The sequence below is a fragment of the Mycobacterium sp. P4_H6 genome, assembly GCF_056400845.1.
Window position 1 is genome coordinate 1 of record NZ_JBFUKN010000163.1, and the last position, 4,456, is coordinate 4,456.

Annotated in this window: 4 protein-coding genes and 1 pseudogene; 3 read left to right on the forward strand and 2 right to left on the reverse strand. The window is 67.1% G+C overall.

Annotation, left to right across the window (positions count from 1 at the left end; all coding sequences use genetic code 11):
* The coding region (locus AC1DTF_RS32095; protein ID WP_477477001.1) for an AI-2E family transporter at positions 1–456 on the reverse strand (456 nt) is incomplete at its 3' end.
* 64 nt (positions 457–520) lie between these two features.
* On the opposite strand from AC1DTF_RS32095, the pseudogene AC1DTF_RS32100 reads away from it, so the two are divergent.
* A pseudogene (locus AC1DTF_RS32100) lies at positions 521–1,111 on the forward strand (carboxymuconolactone decarboxylase family protein); the annotation flags it as partial.
* On the opposite strand, the gene AC1DTF_RS32105 reads toward AC1DTF_RS32100, so the two are convergent.
* Positions 1,108–2,007, reverse strand: coding sequence for a sigma-70 family RNA polymerase sigma factor (locus AC1DTF_RS32105; RefSeq protein ID WP_477477002.1), 900 nt, complete (start codon positions 2,005–2,007; stop codon positions 1,108–1,110). The pseudogene AC1DTF_RS32100 and the gene AC1DTF_RS32105 overlap by 4 nt on opposite strands.
* Positions 2,008–2,129: 122 nt before the next feature.
* On the opposite strand from AC1DTF_RS32105, the gene AC1DTF_RS32110 reads away from it, so the two are divergent.
* Both AC1DTF_RS32110 and AC1DTF_RS32115 read left to right on the forward strand, forming a co-directional pair.
* Positions 2,130–3,638: an APC family permease gene (locus AC1DTF_RS32110; RefSeq protein ID WP_057166868.1), complete on the forward strand. Its 1,509-nt coding sequence runs from the start codon at positions 2,130–2,132 to the stop codon at positions 3,636–3,638.
* 21 nt (positions 3,639–3,659) lie between these two features.
* The coding region (locus AC1DTF_RS32115) for a universal stress protein (protein WP_477477003.1) at positions 3,660–4,456 on the forward strand (797 nt) is incomplete at its 3' end.

A 4,456-nucleotide genomic window follows, 5' to 3' on the forward strand; every position in this document is an offset into this window, starting at 1 on the left:
GATCTGGGAGCTGCTCGAGTTCAGTTGGTCGTTGATCGCGGTGACGGCCGAATCGAGTTGCGCCTGACTGATGTTCAGCGGCGGCCCGCCGAGCCAGTCGCGGACCTGCACCACACCGGCGGTCGCCTGCTCGGCCAGTTCGGTGGACTGCTCCACGATGGCAGGCGCCACCGCGGCGATCAGGCCGCCGATCACGGCCAAGCCGACCAGCAGCATGATCAGCGCCGCCGCGGCCGGCGGCAGCCCCTTGGACCGCATCCACCGCACCGGCGGCCACAGCACCGTGCACAGCACCACCGCCAGTGCGACGGGCAGGATGATCACCCATGTCTCGCCGACGACCCAGGCGAGAATCCACAGCAGCGCGGACACCGCGACGATCTGCACCGAGACCGTGGCGGCCGATCGAAGATGCGTCCCGAATACCGAGCCACGGCTCGGCGCTATGTCAGTCACGCTTCCCTCTCTACCCGCCGACGGCCGGTTCGAACGACTTCTGGTGTCACAATCTCGCAGGCTGCCTCGTCTCACCGGTATGACCACGAGAATCGCTCCGCTAGCCCCCAACGATGCCGGCCTGTTGACCCGGATGATGTACCGCTACGCCAAGCGGCGGTTCGGTGAGGTGCCCGAGCCGTTCGCCGTCGCGGCCCATCACCCGCGCCTGCTGATCGCCAACGGTGTGCACGAGACGCTGCTGCAGGCCGGATCGAAGAAACTGCCGACCAGCGTCCGCGAGCTCGCCGTGTTCTGGACCGCCCGCACCGTCGGCTGCTCCTGGTGCGTGGACTTCGGCGCCATGCTGCAGCGGCTTGACGGCCTGGACGTCGACCGGCTCAAACACATCGACGACTACGCGACGTCGGCGTCGTTCAGCGATGACGAGCGCGCCGCGATCGGCTACGCCGACGCCATGACCACCGACCCGCACGCCGTGACCGACGAGCAGGTGGCCGATCTGCGGCGGCGGTTCGGTGACGACGGCGTGATCGAGCTGACGTATCAGATCGGGGTGGAGAACATGCGGGCCCGGATGTACTCGGCGCTGGGCATCACCGAGCAGGGCTTCAGCTCCGGGGACGCCTGCCGAGTGCCGTGGGCGACTGACTAACTGCGCAGCGGAGACGCGGTGAACTTGTCCGGGTTCGCGATATCCCATACCGCGCAGACTTTTCCGTCCCGGATTGTCATCGCGGTGATCCGCGGCATCAGCTCGGGGTAACCGTCGACGGCGGGGGCCCCCGGGGTGTAGGCGCCGAGCTGACCGTTGATCAGGGCGAGCTGATTGCCCGCGAGCCAGTTCGGCCCGTACCGGGCGGCCAGCCCGAACAGGAACCGCGCCACCTTGTCCGGGCCGTGAATGACGCGCGCCGCCGTGGGGGCCCGGCGATTGGAGTCGCCGGTGAACGTCACATCCGGGTGCAGCAGCCGGACGACGGCATCCAGGTTCCCTTCCGCCAGTGCGGCCATCAACAAGCCGGCCGCCTCGTTGTGGGTGTCATCGGAGGCCGAGGGCGCGGCGTGCTCCACGGCGCGGCGCGCCCGTGAGGCCAGCTGGCGAGCGGCGGCGGCGCTGACGTCGAGCACGTCGGCGATGTCACCGAACGGGACGCCGAAACCGTCGTGGAGCACGAAGGCCACCCGCTGATCCGGGGTCAGCCTTTCCAGCACCACCATCGCCGCGAACCGGGCGTCCTCGCCCGCCACGACGGCCGCCAGCGGATCGTCACGCTCGAAGCCGGTCACCACCGGCTCGGGCAGCCACTCCCCCACGTAGGTCTCGCGCCGGTGGCTGGCCGAACGCAGCCGGTCCAGTCCCAGCCGGCTCACCACCGTGGTCAGCCAGGCACGCAGATCGACGATGTCGTCGCCGGCGCCGCGCCACCGCAGCCAGGCATCCTGCACGATGTCTTCGGCGTCGGCGTAGGTCCCGGTGAGCCGGTAGCCGACGGCCAGCAGATGCGGTCGGAGCTCCTCGAATTCTCCGGCCCGGGCGCTCGCGGTCATACGCCGAGTCTAGGACCGCCGCGGACGGGCCCAAAGAAGCGATTCCGTCGTCGTGTTACCTCAAAGAAAACCTTTTCGTCGTATCTGCACGCACCAACGACGGAAACCGTATATTTCTGCAAATGGCAATTGCGGAACAGCCGGCACCAGTGACCACCGACAAGGGTCTGCAAGCCGGCGCGCTCGGTCTGGTCGGCAATGTGGTGATCGGACTCGCCGCGGTGGCGCCGGCGTACAGCCTGGCCGCCACGTTGGGCTATGTGGTGCTCAACGTCGGAGATAAGGCACCGGCGATGTTCGTGCTGGCCTTCATCCCGATGCTGCTGGTCGCGTTCGCCTACAAGGAGTTGTCCCAGGACACCCCGGACTGCGGAACGACATTCACCTGGGCCACCAAGGCATTCGGACCCTGGATCGGCTGGATCGGCGGGTGGGGCCTGGCGGTATCGGCGATCATCGTGCTGGCCAACGTCGCCGAGATCGCCGCGGTGTATCTCTTCAAGTTCCTCGGCCAGGACGCACTGGCCGAGAACCTCTGGGCCAAGGTGGCTCTCGGTTCGTTCTTCATCATCTCGATGACCTTGGTGAGCGCGCGCGGGGTCTCGGTGTCGGAGAAGATGCAGAACGTCCTGATCGCCATCCAGTTCGGCGTGTTGGTCATCGCCAGCATCTGGGCGTTGATCCGGGTGTTCAGCGGCACCGCGGGCGCCCAGGCCGTCAGCCCGCAACTGTCCTGGCTCTGGCCGTCCGGCCTGGATGTGTCGTCGATCGCGGCGGCGATCATCCTCTGCGTCTTCATCTACTGGGGCTGGGACGCCTGCCTCGCCGTCGGCGAAGAAACCAAGAACCCCGGCAAGACGCCCGGCATCGCCGCGGTCATCACGACGCTGATCCTGGTCTGCACGTACGTGTTGGTGGCCTACGCGGTGCAGTCGTTCTCCGGTTTCAGCGTGGTGGGGATCGGCCTCAACAACCCCAACAACACCGATGACGTGCTGACCGTGCTCGGCGGGCCGGTGGGCGGACCGATCCTGGCGTCGCTGCTGCTGCTCACCGTGTCGGTGTCGGCGCTGTCGTCCACCCAGACCACCATCCTGCCGACCGCCCGCGGCACGCTGTCGATGGCGGTGTACGAGGCGCTGCCCAAGCGCTTCGCCAGCGTCCACCCCAAGTACATGACGCCCGCGTTCGGCACCATCGTGATGGGTTGCATGGCGCTGTTCTTCTACCTGGTGCTGACGTTCCTTTCCGAGAACGCACTCGCCGACTCGGTGGCCTCGCTGGGCCTGGCGGTGGCGTTCTACTACGGCATCACCGCTTTCGCCTGCGTCTGGTACTTCCGCAGGACACTGTTCTCCTCGGCTCGAAACCTGTTCTTCCGGGGCATCTTCCCGCTGCTGGGCGGGCTGGCGATGGCGGTGGCCTTCGGCATCAGCGCCAAGGACATGATGGCGCCGGACTACGGCTACACCGCCTTCGGACCCATCGGCGGCGTGTTCGTGCTCGGCGTCGGCATGCTGGTGCTCGGCATTCCGCTGATGCTGGCGTGCTTCGCCGTCGGCACCAAGCGCTTCTTCCGCGGCGAGACACTCAACGCCGGTACCGAAGTCAAAGTCCCCGATGTGTACTGATACGAAAGAACAGGCTGCACAATGCATCTGACTGTCGGATATCTGGCGACACCGACCGGCGACGACGGTGTCGCCCTGGCCGCCGCGCTGGCCCGTACCTTCGGCGCCGACGTGGACGTCGTCCTGGTGGTGCGCGAAGAGTTTCCCGACGGCCATCCCGGACGCGGTCAGTATCAGGAGTTCCTGCTCGAACGCGGGCAGGAGTGGATCGCCAAGGCGGTGTCGAACCTCGCCGGTGTGGCGAAGTCGGTCAAAGCCAATGTCCTGGTGGGCGAATCGTTCGCCGAGACATTGCTGCAATTCGCCGAGACACACGAATCCGACCTCATCGTGGTCGGCGGCGCCCGCGACGGATTCTTCGGCGGGCATGTGATCGGCCCGGTGTCGAGTGCGCTGCTGCACAGCTCGACGATCCCCGTCGCGCTGGCTCCGCGCGGCTATGCCGACGACGCGCCCGAACGTATCGAAGCCATCACCGCCGCGGTGCCCAGCAAGGTCGGCGACGACAATCCGTTGCCCTTTGCCATCACCCTGGCCAGTGCGGCCAATCTTCCCATCCGGATGGTCTCGCTGGTGTCGGCCGAAAACCTCGCCGAGGCCGCCGATCTCGAGGATCTGCGGGCAATGCAGATCAGCGCCGCCCGGCAGAACCTGACCGTGGCCGCCCGCGCCCTGCCCGATTCACCCGATATCGAATCCCTGGTGGCCGAGGGGATGACGCTGGAGTCCGCGCTCAAGAAGCTCAACTGGGATGACACCGACGTGCTGGTGGTCGGCTCCAGCCGGTTCGCCGCGCCCAAACGCATCTTCCTGGGCTC

What these genes read in the sequence shown, in the direction of transcription:
- AC1DTF_RS32105 (WP_477477002.1), bottom strand. Translation starts at nt 2,007, where the DNA reads ATGACCGCGAGCGCCCGGGCCGGAGAATTCGAGGAGCTCCGACCGCAT.
- AC1DTF_RS32110 (WP_057166868.1), top strand. Translation starts at nt 2,130, where the DNA reads ATGGCAATTGCGGAACAGCCGGCACCAGTGACCACCGACAAGGGTCTG.